This window comes from Streptomyces sp. NPDC006261, from assembly GCF_040613515.1.
In the GTDB taxonomy this organism is placed as follows: domain Bacteria; phylum Actinomycetota; class Actinomycetes; order Streptomycetales; family Streptomycetaceae; genus Streptomyces.
In genome coordinates, this window is sequence record NZ_JBEXSI010000026.1 from 80,950 (window position 1) to 102,064 (window position 21,115).

20 protein-coding genes are annotated in these 21,115 nt (G+C 73.1%); 15 read left to right on the top strand and 5 right to left on the bottom strand.

Translation table 11 applies throughout. From position 1 onward, the window contains the following. Window positions 1-264 precede the first annotated feature (264 nt). The 4 genes from ABZ154_RS18995 to ABZ154_RS19010 are packed head-to-tail and all read left to right on the top strand — an operon-like array spanning window position 265 to window position 3,853. A complete protein-coding gene (locus ABZ154_RS18995; protein WP_356834013.1) occupies window positions 265-1,737 on the top strand; it encodes an MFS transporter in 1,473 nt (490 codons plus the stop codon). 27 nt (window positions 1,738-1,764) lie between these two features. Next, window positions 1,765-2,244, top strand: a complete 480-nt coding sequence (locus ABZ154_RS19000) for a DUF2771 domain-containing protein (protein WP_356834015.1) — start codon at window positions 1,765-1,767, stop codon at window positions 2,242-2,244. A 42-nt stretch (window positions 2,245-2,286) separates the two neighbouring features. Further along, window positions 2,287-2,985, top strand: coding sequence for a futalosine hydrolase (locus tag ABZ154_RS19005; protein ID WP_356834018.1), 699 nt, complete (start codon window positions 2,287-2,289; stop codon window positions 2,983-2,985). Then, on the top strand, window positions 2,975-3,853 hold the full coding sequence (locus tag ABZ154_RS19010; protein ID WP_356834020.1) for a 1,4-dihydroxy-6-naphthoate synthase: 879 nt from the start codon (window positions 2,975-2,977) through the stop codon (window positions 3,851-3,853). The genes ABZ154_RS19005 and ABZ154_RS19010 overlap by 11 nt, the downstream gene beginning before the upstream one ends. A 24-nt stretch (window positions 3,854-3,877) precedes the next feature. Here ABZ154_RS19010 and ABZ154_RS19015 read toward each other — a convergent pair whose 3' ends face one another. Continuing rightward, window positions 3,878-4,261 (bottom strand): cold-shock protein, encoded by a 384-nt coding sequence (locus ABZ154_RS19015; protein WP_006126557.1) that lies wholly within the window; start codon window positions 4,259-4,261, stop codon window positions 3,878-3,880. Window positions 4,262-4,441: 180 nt separating this feature from the next. Here ABZ154_RS19015 and ABZ154_RS19020 point away from each other — a divergent pair, with 180 nt between their 5' ends. After that, window positions 4,442-4,681: a hypothetical protein gene (locus ABZ154_RS19020; RefSeq protein ID WP_356834022.1), complete on the top strand. Its 240-nt coding sequence runs from the start codon at window positions 4,442-4,444 to the stop codon at window positions 4,679-4,681. 59 nt (window positions 4,682-4,740) lie between these two features. Beyond that, window positions 4,741-5,046, top strand: a complete 306-nt coding sequence (locus ABZ154_RS19025) for a hypothetical protein (protein WP_356834024.1) — start codon at window positions 4,741-4,743, stop codon at window positions 5,044-5,046. 13 nt (window positions 5,047-5,059) lie between these two features. On the opposite strand, the gene ABZ154_RS19030 is transcribed toward ABZ154_RS19025, so the two are convergent. Next, window positions 5,060-5,722, bottom strand: a complete 663-nt coding sequence (locus tag ABZ154_RS19030; RefSeq protein WP_356834026.1) for an HAD family hydrolase — start codon at window positions 5,720-5,722, stop codon at window positions 5,060-5,062. 153 nt (window positions 5,723-5,875) lie between these two features. Here ABZ154_RS19030 and ABZ154_RS19035 point away from each other — a divergent pair, with 153 nt between their 5' ends. Genes ABZ154_RS19035 through ABZ154_RS19050 form a run of 4 tightly spaced genes read left to right on the top strand, consistent with a single transcriptional unit; the run spans window position 5,876 to window position 9,878 of the window. Continuing rightward, entirely contained in the window at window positions 5,876-6,928 is a 1,053-nt protein-coding gene (locus ABZ154_RS19035) for an iron ABC transporter permease (protein ID WP_356834028.1), read from the top strand. After that, entirely contained in the window at window positions 6,925-8,001 is a 1,077-nt protein-coding gene (locus ABZ154_RS19040; protein WP_356834030.1) for an iron chelate uptake ABC transporter family permease subunit, read from the top strand. The genes ABZ154_RS19035 and ABZ154_RS19040 overlap by 4 nt, the downstream gene beginning before the upstream one ends. Next, window positions 7,998-8,888 carry an ABC transporter ATP-binding protein gene (locus ABZ154_RS19045; protein WP_356834032.1) on the top strand — a complete coding sequence of 297 codons (891 nt, stop codon included), beginning with the start codon at window positions 7,998-8,000 and terminating at the stop codon, window positions 8,886-8,888. The genes ABZ154_RS19040 and ABZ154_RS19045 overlap by 4 nt, the downstream gene beginning before the upstream one ends. Before the next feature lie 3 nt (window positions 8,889-8,891). Next, window positions 8,892-9,878 (top strand): iron-siderophore ABC transporter substrate-binding protein, encoded by a 987-nt coding sequence (locus tag ABZ154_RS19050; protein ID WP_356834034.1) that lies wholly within the window; start codon window positions 8,892-8,894, stop codon window positions 9,876-9,878. Window positions 9,879-9,891: 13 nt separating this feature from the next. On the opposite strand, the gene ABZ154_RS19055 is transcribed toward ABZ154_RS19050, so the two are convergent. Next, a complete protein-coding gene (locus ABZ154_RS19055) occupies window positions 9,892-11,232 on the bottom strand; it encodes a hypothetical protein (RefSeq protein WP_356834036.1) in 1,341 nt (446 codons plus the stop codon). A 54-nt stretch (window positions 11,233-11,286) separates the two neighbouring features. On the opposite strand from ABZ154_RS19055, the gene ABZ154_RS19060 reads away from it, so the two are divergent. The 3 genes from ABZ154_RS19060 to ABZ154_RS19070 all read left to right on the top strand — a co-directional run bounded on the left by ABZ154_RS19060 (window position 11,287) and on the right by ABZ154_RS19070 (window position 16,511). Then, the gene (locus ABZ154_RS19060) at window positions 11,287-13,752 is read left to right on the top strand and encodes a helicase C-terminal domain-containing protein (protein WP_356834038.1); all 2,466 of its coding nucleotides are present in this window, start codon (window positions 11,287-11,289) and stop codon (window positions 13,750-13,752) included. A gap of 229 nt (window positions 13,753-13,981) precedes the next feature. Next, window positions 13,982-14,776, top strand: a complete 795-nt coding sequence (locus tag ABZ154_RS19065; protein ID WP_356834040.1) for a DUF2071 domain-containing protein — start codon at window positions 13,982-13,984, stop codon at window positions 14,774-14,776. A gap of 91 nt (window positions 14,777-14,867) precedes the next feature. After that, window positions 14,868-16,511 (top strand): DNA repair helicase XPB, encoded by a 1,644-nt coding sequence (locus ABZ154_RS19070; protein ID WP_356834043.1) that lies wholly within the window; start codon window positions 14,868-14,870, stop codon window positions 16,509-16,511. 55 nt (window positions 16,512-16,566) lie between these two features. Here the strand turns inward: ABZ154_RS19070 and ABZ154_RS19075 are convergent, their stop codons facing one another. Beyond that, complete coding sequence (locus ABZ154_RS19075; RefSeq protein ID WP_356834045.1) at window positions 16,567-16,755, bottom strand: hypothetical protein; 189 nt, start codon at window positions 16,753-16,755, stop codon at window positions 16,567-16,569. A 366-nt stretch (window positions 16,756-17,121) separates the two neighbouring features. Here ABZ154_RS19075 and ABZ154_RS19080 point away from each other — a divergent pair, with 366 nt between their 5' ends. Further along, window positions 17,122-19,194: an ATP-binding domain-containing protein gene (locus ABZ154_RS19080; protein WP_356834047.1), complete on the top strand. Its 2,073-nt coding sequence runs from the start codon at window positions 17,122-17,124 to the stop codon at window positions 19,192-19,194. A 60-nt stretch (window positions 19,195-19,254) separates the two neighbouring features. On the opposite strand, the gene ABZ154_RS19085 is transcribed toward ABZ154_RS19080, so the two are convergent. Then, complete coding sequence (locus ABZ154_RS19085) at window positions 19,255-19,944, bottom strand: copper homeostasis protein CutC (protein WP_356834050.1); 690 nt, start codon at window positions 19,942-19,944, stop codon at window positions 19,255-19,257. A 260-nt stretch (window positions 19,945-20,204) separates the two neighbouring features. On the opposite strand from ABZ154_RS19085, the gene ABZ154_RS19090 reads away from it, so the two are divergent. Beyond that, window positions 20,205-21,115: cation transporter (locus tag ABZ154_RS19090; protein ID WP_356834058.1), on the top strand; the 911-nt coding region annotated here is incomplete at its 3' end.

Sequence of the window (21,115 nt, forward strand, 5' to 3'; positions counted from 1 at the left end):
ATCGCGGAGAGGCGCGCGGCCAAGAACAACCGCCGGTGGCGCGTTACGCACGCTACCCTCTCCGCCGCTCCGCGCCCACCTGCCCGTCCCAAACGTGCCGTATCCGTCTCTCCGATATCCGGCCACCCCCGCCCCGGGAGGCTTGCGCGGCCCCACCCGACCCTGCTGTCCGACGAGCCCGGCCCGCTGGTCCGACAGGGCGTCACGCGCGAGTCCGCAGCCGATCACCGTTCATACCGGCCAGGGTTGGGGCACTATGACGGGGTGACTGCCGCCAGGTCGCACGACGGTCCCGGCCCGCTCCGCAGGGTGGGGCGGGCGGCAGGTCGTGCCCTGCGCACCCCGTTCACCGGCACGGCGCGCGGTATCCGCAAGGCGACGCACGCCCACGGAGCCGGGGAATCCGGTCTCGGCAAACTCATCGAGCTGCACGCGGTGAACGGCGCGGGTGACGTCATGATCACCGTCGCCCTCGCCTCCACGGTCTTCTTCTCCGTCCCGACGGACGAGGCGCGCGGGCGGGTCGCGCTCTACCTCGCGATCACCATGGCCCCCTTCACCCTGCTCGCCCCGGTGATCGGCCCGCTGCTGGACCGGCTGCCGCACGGCCGCCGGGCCGCGATGGCGGGTGCGATGCTGGCCCGCGCCCTGCTGGCGCTCACCATGTCGGGGGCGGTCGCCACCGGCGGCCTGGAGCTGTACCCGGCGGCGCTGGGGGTGCTGGTCTCATCGAAGGCGTACGGGGTGGTGCGCAGCGCGGTGGTGCCCCGGCTGCTGCCACCGAAGTTCTCCCTGGTCAAAGCCAACTCCCGGGTCACCCTGGCAGGGCTCCTGGCCACGGGGGTGGCGGCCCCCATCGGGGCCGGCCTCCAGACCATCGGCTCCGCCTGGCCGCTCTACGGCGCCTGCGCGATCTTCATCGCGGGCACCTTCCTGGCCTTCACGCTGCCGCACAAGGTCGACTCCGCCAAGGGCGAGCGCCGGGCCCGCCTGATCGACCCGCAGGACCACCCCCATCTCCCCCACCGTGAGGAGCCCGTACCGCGCCCCGCCCCGTCGCTCCAGAGGAACGGCCTCCGGAAGAACGGGAAGAACGGGAAGAACGGCGAGAAAGGGGAGAAACCCGTCAAGGAGCGCCCGCCCGGCCTCCGGTCCGTCGGTGGGTCGGTGCTCCACGGTCTCCAGGCCAACGCGGCGCACCGGGCACTCTCCGGCTTCCTGATCTTCTTCCTGGCGTTCCTGCTGCGCGAGCACCCGATGGCCGGCCAGAGCGCGGCCGTCTCGCTCGCCGTCGTCGGCGTGTCGGCGGGCGTCGGGAACGCCTGCGGTACGGCGGTGGGCGCCTGGCTCCGGGCGCGCGGGCCCGAGGTGATCATCGCGACGGTGCTGGGGCTCGCCCTGGGCACGGCGGTCCTCGCCGCCGTCTTCTTCTCCACGGCGGCGGTCGCCGCGCTCGGCGCGGTCGCCGGGTTCACCCAGGCCCTCTCCAAGCTGTCACTGGACGCGATGATCCAGCGGGACGTCCCCGAGGAGGTACGCACCTCCGCCTTCGCCCGGTCCGAGACGCTGCTCCAGATGGCGTGGGTGGTCGGCGGAGGCATCGGGATCGCCCTGCCGCTCAACGCGGTGCTCGGCATGTCGGTCGCCGCGGGCATCCTCGCCCTCGGCGCGGCCACGTCCGTACGGGGTCTCCTGGGGTCCCCGCGGCGCGGCTCGCCGCACCCCCGCGTGGCGTGAGCGGAGGGGACCGATAGCCTTCGGCCCATGACCGTTGCGTTCTTCTCCGGTAAGGGCCGTCGAATCGGCGTCGCTCTTGGTGCCGTGTCCGCGGGACTCCTTGTCCTGTCCGCCTGCGACAAGCCGACGCCGCTCGCCACCGTGACGGTCGGCACGACCTCGGTGAACTCCGAGGCGGCCTGCTACAACGACGGTGAGGCGATCAAGGAATCGCTGATCCAGGGCTGCCTCAACAAGAAGGCCGAGAAGACCATCGAGGTCGCGATGGACGACAAGGTCCGTTTCGGCGTCGACCCCGAGATCGCCGAGCGGGGCTGGACGCTCTTCATCAACGGCCAGCAGGCCGAGCAGGAGCCGTTCAAGAAGACCTACCGGACGATCCCCGGCAGCGCCTTCTTCGCCAGCCAGACGGGCGAGCCCGCCAGCAAGACGAACGTCTCCATCGTGGAGACCAACGGCAAGAAGCTCACCGGCATCTGGCAGTTCGAGCTCAAGAAGACGTCCTGACCTTCCCTGTCCCCTGTTCTCCGAGGCCCTGAGGCTCTCCCTGTGCGTGTGCTCGTCGTGACCGCTGTCCCGGTGGAACGGGACGCGGTCACGCGTGCGTTCGGGGGCACGCCGGAGGTCCTCACCCTGCCGGGGGCCGAGCTGCACCGCAGCGGTGCGTTCGACGTCCTGGCGGGCGGCGCGGGCCCTGCGGCGGCAGCGGCGGCAGCGGCCTTCGCCCTGGCGTCCTCGGCTTCGCACCCGTACGGGCTCGTCGTCTCGGCCGGAATCGGTGGCGGGTTCGCCCCGGGCGCCCCCTTGGGCTCCCTCGTCGTGGCGAGCGACATCGTCGCGGCCGACCTGGGCGCCGAGACCCCGGACGGCTTTCTCCCTGTCACCGCGCTCGGCTTCGGCCGGGACCGCTTCACGCCGCCGCCCGCGCTCGTACGGGAGGTGGCGGCGGCCACCGGCGCCGCCCCCGGCCCCGTCCTCACCGTCTCCACCGTCACCGGCACCGCCGCCCGTACCGCCGCCCTGCTCGCCGCGCACCCGGGCGCGCTGGCCGAGGCGATGGAGGGGTTCGGGGTCGCGGAGGCGGCCGAGCGGGCGGGGGTGCCCGTACTGGAGCTGCGGACCGTCTCGAACACCGTCGGCCCCCGCGACCGGGCGGCCTGGCGCATCGGCGACGCGCTGGCCGCGCTCACGGAGGCGTTCGGGAAGACGGCACCCGTACTGGAAGGTTGGAACCGGCATGACCACTGACGCACGCCCGGGCCCGGCCCCGGCCGAGGCCCCGATCGAGATCGCCTTCTCCCCCTGCCCCAACGACACCTTCGTCTTCGACGCCTGGGCCCACGGCCGGGTCCCCGGCGCGCCCGCGCTGGACGTGACCTTCGCGGACATCGACATCACCAACGGCATGGCCGAGCGCGGCGAGCTGGACGTCCTGAAGGTGTCGTACGCGGTCCTGCCCTGGGTCCTGGACGAGTACGCGCTCCTGCCGTGCGGCGGGGCGCTGGGCCGGGGCTGCGGCCCGCTCGTCCTCAGCAAGGAGCTTGGCCTCGACCTGACGGGCCGGACGGTCGCGGTGCCGAGCGAGCGCTCGACGGCGTACCTGCTGTTCCGGCTCTGGGCGGCGGAGATGGTCCCGGGCGGGGTCGGCGAGGTCGTCGTGATGCCGTTCGACGAGATCATGCCGGCCGTACGGGACGGCAAGGTGGACGCCGGTCTCGTCATCCACGAGGCCCGCTTCACCTACCGGAACTTCGGGCTCCACAACCTGGCCGACATGGGACGCCACTGGGAGGACACCACCGGCCTCCCGATCCCCCTCGGCGCGATCATCGCCAAGCGCTCCCTCGGCGAGGAGACCCTGCGCCGCCTGGCCGACGCGGTCCGCAGCTCGGTCCGGCTGGCCTGGGACCACCCGGAGGTCACGCGGCCGTACGTCCAGGAGCACGCCCAGGAGATGGACCCGGCCGTCGCTGACCAGCACATCGGCCTGTACGTGAACGAGTTCACCGCCGACCTCGGCGAGGACGGCTACGCGGCCATCCGCGGCCTGCTCACCCGCGCCGCGGCCGAGGGACTCGTACCGCCCCTCGGCCCGGACGTACTGGCGTTCCCCTGACTCTGGCCCCGTTTCGGTCTCCGGCTACACGTCCAGCTGATCCGCGACCGCCCGCAGCAGGCCCGCGATCTTCGCACCGGCGGCCTTGTCCGGGTAGCGGCCGCGCTCCAGCTGCGGCGTGATGTTCTCCAGGACCGTCGTCAGGTCCTGCACGATCGACGCCAGCTCGTCCGGCTTGCGGCGCTGGGCGGCCGCGACGGACGGGGTGGGGTCGAGGACCACCACGGACAGGGCCTGGTCACCGCGCTGGCCCGCGACCACGCCGAACTCCACACGCTGGCCGGGCTTGAGCGCGTCGACCCCGGCAGGGAGTACCGACGAGTGCACGAAGACGTCGCCGCCGTCGTCGCGGGAGAGAAAGCCGAAGCCCTTCTCGCTGTTGAACCACTTCACCTTGCCGGTGGGCACGTCTGTCCCCGTCCTCGTACTCGTCAATGTGCGGAAAGAGCCGTGCTCGCCAACGGGCGACAGCTCCGGATAGCAGTACAGCGGGTCACCGTGACCCGCCTGGTCCAAGGCTAATGGCCCTGCGTCCGGTGACAAGACGTCGCCGGAGTGTTCCTCCGGGCAGGGAACTACCCTGGTGGGGTGACCACTACTCCTTCAGGCGCCGGCGACCGGCTCGTATCGGTCGGCGCGATCGTCTTCTTCGTCGGCGCACTGGCCACTCTGGTGACGGTCGCCCCGCTCTTCCTCGGCACGGAGCCGTTCCCTCCGATCGCGTACGGGGTCTGCATGTTCATGGGCGTCGGCTTCCTGATCGCCGGGGCGGGCGTCGTGCGCTCGGTCTGGCTGAGCTCGCCCGAGCGGACCGCCGGCCGCGGCTAGCTCCGTTCGATCTTTCGTCCGGATGACGCCGGTCGCGCGGGATGGCTAAGCTCGGTCGGGTGAAGCGCGCAGGGCACACCCTTCCGGTCCACCCCGCGGCCTGTGCCGTCCCGGGCCGGGCGACGGCGCACGTCGACGACCTCCTCGTACAGATCGCCCACGGGAGCCGCGACGCGCTCGGTCAGCTCTACGACCTGCTCGCCCCGCTCCTGCTGGAGCTGCTGCGGTCCAGGCTGCCGGAGGGCGCGGATGCCCGGTCCGCCCTCGTCGAGGGGTTCAGCGAGGTCTGGCGGCAGGCACCCTCGTACGAGCCGGGGCCGCACGGCCTCGACTGGGTGATGGACCGGGTGACCGACGGGCGATAGGGCCTTGGGGTTCTCAGGCCGCCGTACGGCCCGCCTCGAACGCCCGCAGCCAGGCCGGGAACTCCGTCAGGTCCGCCAGCACCACATCCGCGCCCGCCGCCCGCAGCTCCTGCTCGCCGCACGGGCCCGTCGTCACGGCGACCGACAGCGCTCCGGCCGCGCGCGCCCCCCGTACGTCTCCGACGTGGTCGCCCACGTACACCTGTGCCCCCTGCTCCCGCAGCGCCTCGCCCTTGGCCTCGGCCCAGAGCCAGCCGATCACCGAGTCGGGCTCCAGCCCGAGGTGGGCCAGGTGCAGTTTGGCGTTCGGCTCGTACTTCGCCGTCACGACGATCGCCCGGCCGCCGAGCACCCGCACCTCGTCCACGGACTCCCGCGCCCCGGGGAGGGCCGTGCTCGGCGCTATCGCGTGGTCGGGGTAGAGCGCCCGGTAGCGGTCGCCGGCGGCGGCCACCTCCTCGGCCGGGAACCAGTGCGCCAGCTCCTCCTCCAGCGGCGGGCCGATCCGGCTCACCACCAGGGCGTCGTCGATGGGGACGCCCGTCTCCGCGGAGAGGGCCCGGTAGGTGGCGGCGATACCGGCGCGGGAGTCGATGAGGGTCATGTCGAGGTCGAAGCCGACCGTGAGGGGGGCTGTGGGCAGGACCGTGTGGGGGCTCGAAGCCGTGGAAGCCATGGGGACCATTGTGCCGACGGGCCCGGTGGGCTCGGCGGGCCCACCCACCGCCGTCCCCGGCGCAACCCCCGCCACCTAGACTGAGCCCGCACTTAGCCAAGCCTTAGTAATCCTCCCTGGCAGTCCTTGCGAAGTCCCTCCCGATTGGTTCAGATGTCAGCGCCCGCGCCAGCACCCGCTCCGGCTGCCGCGCCCCCGATACCCCGCGCACCGCGCCTCTCCCGGCGCGCGACCGCCACGACCGCCGCCGTCGTCGCGCTGCTGCTGGCCGTCCTGCTGAGCCTCGCGGTCGGGGCGCGCTCCATCCCGCCGGGCGAGGTGTTCGACGCCCTGCTGCACGGCGGGAACTCGGACGCCGCCGAGGTGATCCGCTCGATGCGGGTGCCCCGCACGCTGATCGGCCTCATGGTGGGCGCCGCGCTGGCTCTCGCGGGCACGGTGCTCCAGGGGATCACCCGTAACCCCATCGCCGACCCCGGCATCCTCGGCATCAGCCAGGGGGCGTCGGTGGCGGTGGTCATGGCCATCGCGTTCGCGGGGATCCACACGCTGACCGGGTACGTCTGGTTCGCCTTCGCGGGAGCCGCCGTCGCCTCGGTCGCCGTGTACGCCATCGCCTCCAGCGGGCGCGGCGGGGCGACCCCGGTGAAGCTCGCGCTCGGCGGTGCGGCGATCAACGCGCTGCTGGTGTCGGTGACGATGGGGGTCCTCACGACGAAGGCGTCCGCGCTGGACGAGTTCCGCTTCTGGCAGGTCGGGTCGATCGCGGGGCGGGAGACCGATGTCGTCCAGCAGGTGTGGCCGTTCCTCCTCGTCGGGGCCGTTCTCGTGTTCTCCGTCGCCCGAGGGCTGGACGCGCTCGCGCTCGGCGAGGACGTGGCGAAGGGGCTCGGGCAGAACGTCGCGGCGGTCCGGATCGTCGGCGGGGCCGGGGCGACCGTGCTGACCGGGGTCGGGGTCGCCGCCGCCGGGCCGATCGCGTTCATCGGGCTCGCCGTCCCGCACATCGCCCGCGCGGTCGTCGGCAACGACCACCGCTGGGTGCTGCCCATGGCCGCGCTGATCGGGCCGGTGATGCTGCTCGTCTCGGACGTCGCCGGCCGGGTCGTGTTCCCGCCGAGCGAGGTCCCGGCGGGTGTGATGACGGCGCTGATCGGGGTGCCGTTCCTGGTCACCCTCGTACGCCGGAAGGCGGTGCCGGCGTGAGCGAGCCCTCAACGGCTGTACGGGTCCGGCCCGCCGGGTACTGGGTCGTGAAAGCCGGGCCGCGTGGCCGGTTCCTGCTCCACCTGCGGGCATCCGTCGTCGCGGTCGCCCTCGTCGCACTGCTCGCCGTGGTCTGCGTCGCGTACCTCTGTGTCGGCGAGAGCTTCGTCGCGCCCGGCGAGGTCGTGAAGGTGCTCCTCGGGCAGCCGTCCTCCGCAGAGCTGGTCGTGGGTACGCTCCGGCTGCCCCGCATGACCGTCGGGCTGCTGGTGGGCCTGGCCTTCGGGATCGCGGGCGCGCTGATCCAGACGGTGGCCCGCAACCCGCTCGCCAGCCCCGACATCATCGGCATCAGCCAGGGCGCGAGCGCGCTCACAGTCGGCGCGATGACCTTCGGGATCACCTCGTACACGTTCCTGCCCTATCTCTCCGTCATCGGCGGCATCGCGGCGGCCGCGCTCGTGTACGTCTTCGCCTGGCGCGGCGGCCTGCACGCCACCCGCTTCGTCCTCATCGGCATCGGCTTCGCCATCGCGCTGCGGTCGGTCACCACGCTGTTCCTGACCAAGGGCGACTACCTGGTCGCTCAGCAGGCGCAGATCTGGATGACCGGTTCGCTCAACGGGCGCGGCTGGTCGGAGGCGGGACCGCTCTTCTGGACGCTGCTGCTCCTGCTGCCCGCCGTCGCGTGGGCGGCGCGCGCGCAGCGCACCGTCACGATGGACGACGACACCGCGACCGCGCTGGGCGTGCGCCTGGGGCGCGTACGGCTCGGACTCGTCGCGCTCGGTGTGGTCCTGGCCTCCGTGGCGACGGGCACGGCGGGCCCGGTGGACTTCGTGGCGCTGCTCGCCCCGCAGATCGCCCGCCGTATGACCCGTACCGCGCAGATCCCGCTGCTGTCCTCGGCGCTGCTGGGCGCGGTGATCGTCGTCCTCGGCGACCTGCTCGCCCGCAGGCTGTTCTCGCCCACCGAACTGCCGGTGGGCGTCCTCACGGCGGCGGTCGGTGCCCCGTACCTGATCTGGCTGATCATCCGCGGTCACCGCGGCCGCAGTGGAGGCACCGCATGAGCCCGAGCCCGACGACCGGGACCGCCGAGCACACCAGCAGGCTCGCGGCCCGCTCCCTGACCCTCGCGTACGAGGAACGCACCGTCGTCCACGAGCTGGACCTCGCCGTGCCCGACGGGCAGGTCACCGTCATCGTCGGCCCGAACGCCTGCGGCAAGTCCACCACCCTGCGCGCGCTCGGCCGGCTGCTGAAGCCGCGCGGCGGGGCGGTCCTGCTGGACGGTACGGAGCTGGCGCGGATACCGACCAAGCGCATCGCCCAGTCCATCGGGCTGCTCCCGCAGACCCCGGTGGCCCCCGAGGCGATCACCGTCTCCGACCTCGTCGCCCGGGGCCGCCAGCCCCACCAGAGCTGGTGGCAGCAGTGGTCGGACGCGGACGAGCGGGCGGTGACCGACGCCATGGCCCGTACGGATGTGACGGCGCTGGCCGACCGGTCGGTGGACGAGCTGTCGGGCGGGCAGCGCCAGCGGGTGTGGATCGCGATGGCGCTCGCGCAGGAGACGGACCTGCTGCTCCTCGACGAGCCGACGACATACCTGGACATCGCCCACCAGGTGGAAGTCCTCGACCTGGTACGCCAGTTGGCGGCCCCTGCCGCCGACGGCACCCGCGGCCGCACCGTCGTCACCGTGCTGCACGACCTCAACCAGGCGGCCCGGTACGCCGACCACCTGGTCGCCATGAAAGGGGGCCGGATCGTCGCCGAGGGCCGGCCGGGGGACGTCGTCACCGCCGGGCTCGTCCGCGAGGTCTTCGGCCTGGAGGCGGTGATCGTCCCGGACCCGGTGACGGGTTCACCGCTCGTCGTCCCGGGCGCCCCCTGGACCCCTGCCCCAGTCCCCGCAGCCTCTGCTCCCGCACCGACTCCCCGAAAGGGCCTCTGAGCCATGACCCTCCAGCACCGCTCCCGCCTGCTCGCCGCCGCGTCCCTGACCGCGGCCGCCACCCTGGCCCTGTCCGCCTGCGGCTTCTCGACGGAGTCCGGCTCCGCGTCCGGCTCCGACTCCGAGGGGTCCGCCGAGGCTCCCCGTACGGTGAAGACGGCGATGGGCGACGTGAAGGTCCCGGCCGCCCCGCAGCGGGTCGTCGTCCTGGACACCGCCGAACTCGACTCGGTCCTCACCCTCGGCGTGAAGCCGGTCGGCGCGACCCACGCGGACGTGGACTCCGGCTTCCTCAACTACCTGCCGAAGGACCAGGTCGCGGGCATCAAGGACGTCGGCCAGATGATGACCCCGAACCTCGAGGCCATCGCCGGCCTCAAGCCCGACCTCATCCTCACCAGCAAGATCCGGCACGGCGACAAGTACGCCGAGCTCTCCAAGATCGCGCCGACCGTGATGACGGAGAACACCGGCTATCCCTGGAAGGAGAACTTCCAGGTCCACGCGGAGGCCCTGGACAAGGAGGCCGAGGCGAAGATGGTCACCGACGACTACGCCAAGCACGTGGCCGGTGTGACGAAGGCGCTGGGCGGCAAGGACAAGGCGGCGGCGACCGAGGTCAACATGGTCCGGTTCGTCGAGGGCGCCGACATCCGCATCTACGGCAAGAAGAACTACATCGCCACGATCCTCGCCGACGTCGGCCTCGGCCGTCCCGCCATCACGGACAAGGCGAAGGACGGGTTCAGTTACGACGTCAGCCCCGAGAAGATCGACCTCGCGGACGCGGACGCGGTCTTCCACTCGACGTACGGCGACCCGAAGAAGTCGAAGGAGACGCAGACCACCGGCAGCGGCCTGTGGAAGAACATGGACGCGGTGAAGAACGGCAAGGTCTTCGCGGTCGACGACCAGCTGTGGATCCAGGGCATCGGCTACACGGCGGCCGACAAGGTCCTCGAAGAGCTCAAGGCCCACCTGACGAAGTAGCTCCCGGGGCTTCTCACCCCCGCCTCCGCGCCCGCCACACCAGGTAGAGCGCGGAGGCGACGGCCGCGATGCGGACGACCACCGGCCAGGCGCCGGCCAGCACCTCGCGGAGCGTCCCGTCCGCGACGGGCTCACCCCAGCGCCCGTCCACCCGCCCCCACACCCAGACGAGCGCCCCGGCGACGACCACGCCCGGCAGCCCGAGGGCCGCCCACTTCGCCTCCGTACGGGAGAGGGTCCGGGAGCCGTACGCGATGAGCCAGCCGCCCGCCAGCGGGATCCAGGACCCGGTGACCACCCCGGCGATCAGCAGCACGGCGGCCAGGAGCAGCAGGGGGTGGGCGAAGCCGCCACGGCGGGCCGGTGCGGCGGCGACCACGGGTTCCGCGACGATGACAGGCTCGCGGCGGCGCGGCCTCGGGATGCGGAGGGCGCGGCGGCGGGGCCCCGCTTCGGTGTCGCCGTCCTCCTCGGTGCCGGGTTCGTCCTCCTCCGCCTCCTCGTCCGCGGCCTCGGGCTTCGCCGGCCGCCTGCCGAGGAGTTCCTGGGCCTCGATGCCGCCGAAGAACCCGGGGATGGCGGTCCCCGCGTCGAAGGGCCCGGGCTCCAGGCGCCACCAGTCGTCCTCGCCGGTGCTCTGCTGGTCGGGACCGAGGATGTGCGGGGCGGAGGGGTGGGGCCAGGGGGTGGCGGCGTCGGGGGCGGGTGCTGGAGTGTCGTCGGGGCCGGCGGACTTCGTGAGGTTCAGCTTCGTACGGGGGTGGTCTCCGGAACCGGGTCCTGTACGGGAGCCGGTCCCGCGGCCGGTCTCCGTACGGGAGCCGGTCCCGCGGCCGGTCTCCGTACCCGAGCCGGGCGCGTAGCCGGTCTCCGTACGGAACCGGGCTTCGGCGCTTCCGGCGGCCGCGTCGCCACCCGTCCCGTTGCCCGCCCCCGCGCCGCTCCCGGCGCCCCGTCGCGACGCGCCCCGCCAGGAACCGGCTTTCGGGGCGGGACCGGAGGCCGCCCCCGGCTCGTCCGGCTCCTTCGGGCCCTTGCGGAGGAACCCGCTCCGGGGCCGGGGAACGGCCGCACCGCCCCCCGTACGCGCCGACGGCAACGACACCGTCCCGTCGCCCGACTCCGCCGCCGCGCTGACCAGTTCGTCCGGGCTCCCGAGCCTGCCGATGATCCGCCGCACGGCCGCCGGGGAGTCCGCGCCCTCGCTCGCGCGGCGCCGGTCGATCTCGCCCCGCAGCGTCGAGACGAGCCGCATCCGGGCGCCCGACGACAGCTGTCGCTGCTGGGCCAGGTCGCCGACCCGGCTCAGGTAGTCGTAGACGAGCTGGTCGCTCTCGATCCCCACGCGGTGCATCCCCTCTAGCGGCCCTGCCCCGACGGTAGCGTTTCAGCGGCTAACGTGGGACGGATGGGGACGACCACACCACCGCGCACGCTCGCCGAAGCCCTGCGCGCCCGGGGCGACGAATCGCTGGCCGGGCTGCTGCGTGCCCGCCCCGACCTCCTCAACCCGGTGCCGAACGACATCACCCAGCTCGCCACGAGGGCCGGCACCCGGGCCTCGGTGGTCCGTGCGCTGGAACACCTGGACCGGTTCGCACTGCAGACCGCCGAGGCACTGGCGGTGGCCCCGGACCCGGCCCCGTACGACACGTTGCTCTCGCTCCTCACCGGCGACGGGCTCGACGACGGCGAGCAGCGCGACGACCTGGGGGCGGCGGTCACCGCCGCCCTTCCGGGCGCGCTGGCGACGCTGCGCGAACAGGCCCTGGTCTGGGGCGAGGACGAACGGCTACGGCTGGTGCGTACGGCCCGCGAGCTGCTCGCCCCGTCCCCGCAGCACCCCTCCCCCACCGGCCTCGGCCCGACGGTCGCCGAGGCGACGGCCGGGATGTCGCCGGGCCGGCTCCAGGAGATCCTGGTGGCGTCCGGACTCCCCGCCACGCACGACCCGGTCTCGGCGGTGGCCGCGCTGTCGGCCCTGTTCACGGACCGGACGCGGATGGCGGAGCTGCTGGACACGGCCCCGGTGGAGGCGCTGTCCGTCCTGGACCGGCTGGTGTGGGGGCCGCCGTACGGCGAGGTCACCCCGAACCCGACGCCGCCCGTGAAGTGGCTGCGCGACCGGGGCCTGCTGCTGCCGGTCTCCACGCGCACGGTGGTCCTGCCGCGTGAGGCCGCCCTCCATCTGCGCGCCGGCCGCGCCCACCGCGTACCGGAACCGGTCCCCCCGGTCGTCGCGGCGGCGGCCGAACGTGATCCACAGGCTGTGGACAGAGCGGCGGCCGGCCAGGCGTTCACCGCGCTGTCCACGGTCGAGGAGCTGCTGAAGCTCTGGAACGGCGGCGGCCCGGCGATCCTGCGCGCGGGCGGCCTGAGCGTGCGGGAGCTGAAACGGACGGCGACCGCGCTGGACGTGTCGGAGCCGATCGCCGCGTTCTGGGTCGAACTCGCCTACGCGGCCGGACTGCTGGCCACCGACGGCATGAGCGACGAGCGGTACGCGCCGACGCCCGCGTACGACGAGTGGCTCGACCTCTCCTCCCAGGACCGCTGGACCCATCTCGCCAACGCCTGGCTCCCGGCCACCCGGGTCCCCGGCCTGGTCGGCGGCCAGGACGCGAAGGGCCGGGCCCTGTCCGCACTCGGCCCCGAGCTGGACCGCTCGGCCGCCCCCGAGGTACGCCGCCGGGTGCTGGCCCTCTTCGCCGAACTGCCGCCGGGCACCGCGCCGGACCCGGAGACGCTGCTGCGACGGCTGCGCTGGGAACGCCCGTTGCGCGGTTCTTCGCCCTCCGGAGAGGGCACCGACCTCCGCTCCCGCCTCGCCCTGTGGACGCTCAACGAGGCGGAGCTGCTGGGCATCACGGGCCGCGGCGCGCTCGCCTCGCAGGCCCGCGCCCTGCTGGACGAGGGCGAGGACGCGGCCGCCGCCCTCCTGGCCCCGCTCCTGCCCGAACCCCTGGACCACGTCCTGCTCCAGGCGGACCTGACAGCCGTGGCACCGGGCCCCCTGGAACGCCCGCTGGCGGAGACGCTCTCGGTCCTGGCCGACGTGGAGTCGAAGGGCGGGGCGACGGTCTACCGCTTCACGCCCGGCTCCGTACGCCGCGCGCTGGACGCCGGGCAGGCGGCGGCAGACCTGCACGCGTTGCTGGCCGCGCACAGCCGTACGCCGGTGCCGCAGCCGCTGAGCTACCTGATCGACGACGTGGCCCGCCGCCACGGCCACCTGCGGATCGGGGCGGCCTCCGCGTACGTACGCTGCGACGACGAGGCGGTCCTCAACGAGATCCTGGCCGACCGCCGCTCCACCGGACTCCGGCTCCGCCGCCTTGCCCCCACGGTCCTGGCCTCCCAGGCCGACCCCGGCTCCCTCCTCGAAGCGCTGCGCGAGATGGGGTACGCCCCCGCCGCCGAATCCGCCGAGGGCGACGTCCTGATCACCCGCGCCGGTGCCCGTCGCACCCCGCCCCGCACCCCTCCCACCCCGGTCCCCGAAGGCCCGCCGACCCCGGACGACACCCTGCTCGGCGCGGCGGTACGGGCCATCCGCGCGGGCGACACGGCGGCCACGGTGATCCGCAAGGAGCCGGCGGAGGGCGGCCCGTCGTCCACCACGGCCTCCGGCTCCCTGCCCCGCACCACCTCCGCGGAGACCCTGGCCACGGTCCAGGCGGCCGCGATGACGGGCTCCGCGGTCTGGATCGGCTACGTCAACGCGGAGGGCGCGGCCAGCCAGCGCGTGATCGCCCCGGTCCGCGTGGAGGGCGGCTTCGTCACGGCGTACGACCACACGGCCGACGAGGTCCGCACGTTCGCGCTGCACCGGATCACGGGGGTGGCGGAGCTCGCGGAGGACGGGGAGGGATAGCGCCACCCTGTCTTCCGGGACGTTCTCCCATCGCCCCGCGCGATCACTGGTGCCCCTTGGAATGTCTGCGCAGGTGGACGTCGCAGTCGGACACGGTGGTCATGTCGCCTACGGCACGTGCGCGGCTGCGTACGGCGGCCAGCCGGCCGAGTAGCGCCACCACCGGGCAGGTATCGTCCGTTGCACGGGCGGGCGGTCTCCTATGGCCGCGGTCTGCAATGCTGCGGGAATGCCCTTCGCTGACCAGGCTCCCGACCAGAAGCCGGTACCGCCCCGACCGGTGGTGCCTGAGCCGGTTTCGCCCCGACCGCCCGCCGCGCCGATGCGGCCGCTGCTCACGCAGTCCTGGCTGGACCTGGCGTTCCTGCACTGGACGGTCGATCCGGCGGACGTGGCGCCGCTGTTGCCGCCGGGGACGGTGCCGGACACCTTCGACGGGGCGACCTATGTGGGGCTCGTGGCGTTCCGGATGTACCGGGTGGGCGGGCTCGGGCTGCCGGGGCTTCCGTATCTGGGGACCTTTCCCGAGACCAACGTGCGGCTGTACTCGGTCGATGAGCGCGGGCGGCGGGGTGTCGTCTTCCGGTCCCTCGACGCCTCGCGGCTGATCCCCGTCGCCGTGGCGCGGGCCGCGGTCCGGCTGCCGTACGTGTGGGCCCGGATGGACATCGAGCGCCGCGGCGACACCCTCACGTACACGAGCACCCGGCGCTGGCCCGGGCCGCGCGGTGCGCGGAGCAGGATCGTGCTGCGGGCGGGCGAGGCGATCGAGGAGCCGACGCCTCTGGAGCACTTCCTCACCGCCCGTTGGGCCCTGCACAGTTCGTTCTTCGGGCGGACCGCCTACCTGCCCAACGCCCACCCCCGGTGGCCCCTGCACCGGGCGGAGCTGCTGGAGTGCGACGAGGACCTGGTGGCGGCCGGCGGGCTGCCCGCGCCGGCCGGGGAGCCGGTGAGCGTGCTGTACTCCCCCGGCGTCCCCGTGCGCTTCGGGCCGCAGCACAGGCCCCGCGCCGGGGGCTGAACGCACACCCGCCCCACCCCGCCCCCCGATGCGGCACACTGGACGTTTGGCCGCATCCGTGGCCCGCACCCCGCAGAAAGGGCCGAAGCGCGTGACCGGACCCCTCATCGTCCAGAGCGACAAGACACTGCTCCTCGAGGTCGACCACGAGCTGGCGGACGCCTGCCGCCGGGTCATCGCACCCTTCGCGGAGCTGGAGCGTGCGCCCGAGCACATCCACACGTACCGGGTCACCCCGCTCGGGCTGTGGAACGCCCGCGCCGCCGGGCACGACGCCGAGCAGGTCGTCGACGCCCTGGTGGAGTTCTCCCGCTACCCCGTGCCGCACGCGCTCCTGGTCGACATCGCCGAGACGATGGCACGGTACGGGCGGCTCACCCTCTCCAAGCACCCGGTGCACGGCCTCGTGCTCACCAGCACCGACCGGCCCGTGCTGGAGGAGATCCTGCGGTCGAAGAAGGTGCAGCCGCTCGTCGGCGCCCGGCTCGACCCGGACACCGTGGCCGTGCACCCCTCCGAGCGCGGGCAGATCAAGCAGACCCTGCTGAAGCTGGGCTGGCCCGCCGAGGACCTCGCGGGTTACGTCGACGGCGAGGCGCACCCCATCGAGCTGGCCGAGGACGGCTGGGCGCTGCGGCCGTACCAGAGGCAGGCGGTGGAAGGGTTCTGGCACGGCGGGTCGGGGGTGGTCGTCCTGCCGTGCGGGGCCGGGAAGACCCTCGTGGGCGCCGGTGCGATGGCCGAGGCCAAGGCGACCACGCTGATCCTCGTCACCAACACCGTCTCCGCCCGCCAGTGGAAGCACGAGCTGGTGAAGCGGACCTCGCTCACCGAGGAGGAGATCGGCGAGTACAGCGGTACGAAGAAGGAGATCCGGCCGGTCACCATCGCCACCTACCAGGTGCTGACCACCCGGCGTAAGGGCATCTACCCGCACCTGGAGCTCTTCGACTCCCGCGACTGGGGGCTGGTCGTCTACGACGAGGTCCACCTGCTGCCCGCGCCCGTCTTCAAGTTCACCGCCGACCTCCAGGCCCGGCGGCGGCTGGGTCTCACGGCGACGCTCGTGCGGGAGGACGGGCGGGAGTCGGACGTGTTCTCGCTCATCGGGCCCAAGCGGTTCGACGCCCCGTGGAAGGAGATCGAGGCGCAGGGCTACATCGCGCCCGCCGACTGCGTGGAGGTACGGGTCAACCTCACCGACTCCGAGCGGCTCGCGTACGCGACGGCCGAGGCGGAGGAGAAGTACCGGTTCTGCGCCACGACGGCCACCAAGCGGAAGGTGACCGAGGCGCTCGTACGCAAGCACCAGGGCGAACAGACCCTCGTCATCGGCCAGTACATCGACCAGCTCGACGAGCTCGGCGAGCACCTGGACGCCCCCGTCATCAAGGGCGAGACCAGCAACGCCCAGCGGGAGAAGCTCTTCGGCGCGTTCCGTAACGGGGAGATCAGCGTCCTGGTCGTCTCCAAGGTCGCCAACTTCTCCATCGACCTGCCCGAGGCCACCGTCGCCATCCAGGTATCCGGGACCTTCGGGTCGCGCCAGGAGGAGGCGCAGCGGCTGGGGCGCGTCCTGCGGCCGAAGGCCGACGGGCACGAGGCGCGGTTCTACTCGGTCGTCGCCCGCGACACCATCGACCAGGACTTCGCGGCGCACCGCCAGCGGTTCCTGGCCGAGCAGGGGTACGCGTACCGGATCGTGGACGCGGACGAGCTGCTCGCGGGTGACTGAGAGCGATAACCCCGAGAGCGGAAGCTGAGAGGGAGGCGGGCGTACGGCGGGTGCCTCAGCGGGCCCGCCGGACCCCTGCCTCCTCCGCGTACTCCCCCAGGACGACGACCCCGAAGGCGGTCGTCACGAAGACCTTGACGGCGCGTACGGCGTCTCCGACGCGGTGGGTGCGGTGGTGACCGGTGACCGCGGTCGCGCCGTGCGCGGACCGGGTCCTGCGTGGGTTCAGGGTGGCTGTGCTCATGTATCCATGGTGCTCCCGTCACCCATATGGGCGCGTCGGCCCGCAGAGGGAACCTGCGCGCCGGGCGTGTAGCTCTCCAGTACCGCCCGGGCCGCGTACATCCCCTACGGGTACCCCTGGCTCCTCCGCCTCCGGGGCAGCCGTATTCCGTTTCGCTCGGGCCCCGCCGTGTGGCTACAATCGCCGGTCTGCCCGCCTCCTGCGCCGAGTCAACGGCCCCGGGAGCGCCGCCGACCGGACGGAAACCGGCCGACACCCGCGCGATCGAACCTTCCCAGCGGACCACCCGACGGCTCCGATGCCATCCGATGCCACCGGAGCGCGGTGCGGTCCGCCGTCCTGCGTTGAAGAGCCGGAGGCAACACCGTGCCCGCGCACGTAGCAGAAAGCGATTCCACCACCGACCCCCTGGCGCACGAGCGTGCCCATCTCGCCGCGTCCCGTGCCGCCCTGCGCGCGATGCGCGAGGACGTCCAGGCCCTCGACATCCGCGATGTCACCGCGAACTGGGTCAACGCCGCCGTGCTCCAGTCCCAGATCGACGACCGCGTCAAGGCGCTCGCCGACCTCTCCCACACCCCCCTGTTCTTCGGCCGCCTCGACTACCTCCACGCCGTCGGCGGCGGCCTGGCCGAGGGCGCGGAGGGCGAGCGGTTCTACATCGGGCGCCGCCACGTCCACGACGCCGCCGGGGATCCGATGGTCATCGACTGGCGGGCCCCGGTCTCCCAGCCGTACTACCAGGCGTCCCCGAAGAACCCCCGGGACGTCGGGCTCCGCCGCCGCTTCGGGTACACGGCCGGCGAGCTCACCGCGTACGAGGACGAGCACCTCACCGACCCCCTGGAGGTCGCGCACACCAGCCGCCTCCTGCAGGCGGAGATCGAGCGGCCCCGCGTCGGCCCGATGCGCGACATCGTCGCCACCATCCAGCCCGAGCAGGACGAGATCGTCCGGAGCGGGCTCGGCGGCACCGTCTGCGTGCAGGGCGGCCCCGGCACCGGGAAGACCGCCGTCGGCCTCCACCGGGTGGCGTTCCTGCTGTACGCGCACCGGGACCGTCTCGCCCGCACGGGCACCCTCGTCATCGGGCCGAACCGGTCCTTCCTCCACTACATCGAGCAGGTCCTGCCCGCCCTCGGTGAGCTGGAGGTCAAGCAGGCCACCGTCGACGACCTGGTGACGGCGGACGTGGAGGTCAGGGGCGTGGACGACGCGGCCGCCGCCGTCATCAAGGGCGACGCCCGGATGGCCGAGGTCCTGCGCCGGGCGATCCGCTCGCACGTCACCACCCCCACCGAGCCCGTCGTCGTGGTGCGCGGGTCGCGGCGCTGGCGCGTGCCCGCGTACGAGATCGAGGAGATGGTCGACGAGCTGCTCGCCCGGGACATGCGGTACGGCTCCGCCCACGAGGCCCTGCCGCAGCGGATCGCGCACGCCGTCCTCGTACGGATGGAGGAGGCCGGCGAGGCCCCCGACGACCGGGTGCAGAACACCGTGGCCCGCAACCCCGCGGTCAAGGCAGCCGTGAAGGCGATCTGGCCCGCCGTCGACCCGGCGAAACTCGTGCTGCGGCTGCTGGCCGACCCGGAGTTCCTGGCCGTCCACGCGCAGGGGCTGCTCAGCGAGGACGAGCAGAAGCTGATCCTCTGGGCGAAGCCCGCCCGGAGCGTGAAGTCGGCCAGGTGGTCGGCGGCGGACGCGGTGCTCATCGACGAGGCCCGTGACCTGGTGGCCCGTACGCACTCGCTCGGCCATGTCGTGCTCGACGAGGCGCAGGACCTCTCCCCCATGCAGTACCGGGCGGTGGGGCGGCGCTGCTCCACGGGCTCGGCGACCGTGCTCGGGGACCTCGCGCAGGGGACGACGCCGTGGTCCACGGAGAGCTGGGACGAGGCGTTGTTCCACCTCGGGAAGGGGGACGCGGTGGTGGAGGAGCTGACGGCCGGCTTCCGCGTGCCGCGCGAGGTGATCGCGTACGCCTCCCGGCTGCTGCCCGCGATCTCGCCGGGGCTGGCGGCGGTGGAGTCGGTGCGTGAGTCGCCGGGTTCGCTGGTCGTACGGGAGGTGGCCGGGGCGGATGCTCTGGATGCCGCCGTCGTCGCCGGCTGCGAGGAGTCGCTGCGCCACGAGGGGTCCATCGGGCTGATCGCCGCCGACGCCCGGATTCCGGCGCTGGGTGCGGCGTTGGAGGCCGCGGGCCACGCGTACCTCTCCCCTGGTGAGGAGACCACCGCCGAGTCGCGGCTGACGCTGGTGCCCGCGTCGCTGGCGAAGGGCCTGGAGTACGACTACGTGGTGCTCGACGAGCCGGCGGCCGTGGTGGACGGCGAGCCGGACGAGCGGACCGGGCTGCGGCGGCTGTACGTCGCGCTGACCCGTGCGGTGTCGGGGCTGACGGTGGTGCACGCGGCGGCGTTGCCGGAGGCGCTGGGGTAGATGAGCCCCGGGGGGAGAGGGGCGGGGCCTCTGCGGCCCTCGCCCCACGCTCCTCGGGCCTCAGGCGTCGAGCGCCTGGCGCCACTCCCGTACCGCCGCCGCGTCCACCGGCGCCGACCAGCCGGCCGGACGGGCCGCGCCGCCGATGTGGAAGGCGTCGATGCCCGCCGCCCGGAGCTGCGGCAGGTGGTGGAGCTGGAGGCCGCCGCCCACCAGGATCTGCGGCTCGTAGCCCGGCTCCCGGGTGCGGGCGGCCTCGGCGAGCAGCGTCGGGATGCCGTCGTCGACCCCGGCCGGCGAACCCGCCGTGAGGTACGTGTCCAGGCCGGGCAGGTCCGCGAGCTGCTTGCGCAGGGCGTCGCGGTCGGTGGCCCGGTCGATCGCGCGGTGGAACGTCCACCGGGCGCCGTCCAGCTCGGCGACGATCCGCTCGACGGCCACGAGGTCGGCGTGGCCGTCCTCGTCGAGGAAGCCGAGGACGTACTCGTCGGCGCCGGCCCTCCGCATCTCGCGGGCCTTGCCGACCAGCACGTCGATGTCACCGGCGGCGAACCCGTCCGCCACCCTGAGCATGACGCGCAGCGGGATGTCCACGGCCGACCGGATCGCCGCGAAGGTCTCCCGTGACGGCGTCAGGCCGTCCGCGGCCATGTCGGTGACCAGTTCGAGGCGGTCTGCGCCACCTGCCTGGGCAGCGACCGCGTCCTCCGCGTCGAGAGCGATCACCTCCAGGACTGCACGGTTGCTCATGGGTCCCCATTCCTCCGATACGCGCTATAGGTCTAGTCCAATGGCCAGCCTACGGGGCGGCCGAGCGGCCGCGCAGCCCTCCAATTGAACGCATGATCGCGGAATTGCGCGAGCCCGCCCGGCAGGCACCGCCCGGCGCGCCTTGCACTTCATAGGGGTGGGGGGTATACATGAAAGAGAAAGGGATACCCCCTAGGGGTATACGTGACCACCGCCAGGAGGACCCCGTGCCCACCCACTCCGCCACCACCCTCACCGGCATGGACACCGCCCCCGCCACCGGCACCGTCGAGCTCGCCATCGGAGGGATGACCTGCGCCTCCTGCGCGGCCCGCATCGAGAAGAAGCTCAACCGGATGGACGGCGTGGAGGCGACCGTCAACTACGCCACCGAGAAGGCGAAGGTGACGTACCGGGGCGAGGACGTCTCCGTACAGGACCTGATCTCCACCGTCGAAGCCACCGGCTACACAGCCCAGGAACCGCCACCCCCGAAGACGGGGAAGAGCGGGACGGCGGCGGAGCCCGATCCCGACGACGGGCTCACGGCCCTCCGCCAACGTCTGATCACCTCGCTCGTCCTCGCCGTCCCGGTGATCGCGATGGCGATGATCCCGGCCCTCCAGTTCGACAACTGGCAGTGGCTCTCCCTGACCCTCGCCGCCCCCGTCGTCACCTACGCCGGCTGGCCCTTCCACCGTGCCGCCTGGACCAACCTCCGGCACGGTGCGGCGACCATGGACACGCTGATCTCGGTCGGTACGTCGGCCGCGTTCCTGTGGTCGGTGTGGGCGCTGTTCTTCGGTACGGCGGGCATGACCGGGATGACACACCCGTTCGAGCTGACCATCGCGCGCAGCGACGGCGCCGGCAACATCTATCTCGAAGCCGCCGCCGGGGTGACCGCCTTCATCCTCGCCGGGCGCTGGTTCGAGGCCCGCTCCAAGCGGAAGGCCGGGGCCGCGCTCCGGGCGCTCATGGAGCTGGGCGCGAAGGAGGTCACCGTCCTGCGCGGGGGCCGCGAGGTGACCGTGCCGACCGCCGAACTCCAGGTCGGGGACCACTTCCTGGTCCGGCCCGGGGAGAAGATCGCCACCGACGGCAGGGTCGTCGAGGGAAGCTCGGCCGTCGACGCGTCGATGCTGACCGGCGAGTCCGTCCCCGCAGAGGT